This window comes from Litorivita sp. NS0012-18 (assembly GCF_040371945.1).
GTDB lineage: Bacteria > Pseudomonadota > Alphaproteobacteria > Rhodobacterales > Rhodobacteraceae > Litorivita.
The window spans coordinates 1-541 of the sequence record NZ_BAABWS010000015.1; the positions used below are offsets into that span (position 1 = coordinate 1).

Annotated in this window: 1 protein-coding gene; it reads left to right on the forward strand. The window is 56.2% G+C overall.

The window, feature by feature from the left end; genetic code table 11:
• The coding region (locus tag ABWV64_RS15940) for a cation efflux transmembrane domain-containing protein (protein ID WP_353347071.1) at window positions 1–411 on the forward strand (411 nt) is incomplete at its 5' end.
• Between the last annotated feature and the right edge of the window lie 130 nt (window positions 412–541).

Consider the following 541-nt stretch of genomic DNA (forward strand, 5'->3'; position numbering starts at 1 on the left):
AATGCGGCATTGTTCAAAGGCGTCAGCCTTCTTCTGATGGGCCTTTGGGTGTTCGGATCAACTCTCTATCGCGTCTTCTACGTTGGCGTCCCGACGGCAGAGATCATGGGCATTGTCGGCTTTCTCGCACTGCTCACCAATTTGGCGAGTGTCTTGCTGTTGGTCCGCTACAAGGACGGTGATGCCAATGTCCGATCAGTTTGGCTGTGTTCGCGCAATGACGCCATTGGGAACGTGGCCGTGATGTTTGCAGCCCTTGGTGTATGGGGCACGGCAACGGGTTGGCCTGACCTGATTGTGGCGACGATCATGGCCGGGTTGTTCCTGTCATCGGCCTTCCAGATCGTGCGCCAAGCCCTCGCAGAGCGGCAGTCCAACGCGCAACCAGCTAAATCGGGTGGATCGACGTGAAAATGTTCAAAGCGACCGGGTGGCTTATCACGCCGTTAATCCGCGCCTTGGCGTTGCGGAAGCAACAAACCGCAGACGCTGCCATCGCCAAACAGAAACTGATATTGAAAAAGCTGGTCAAAAAGGCCCG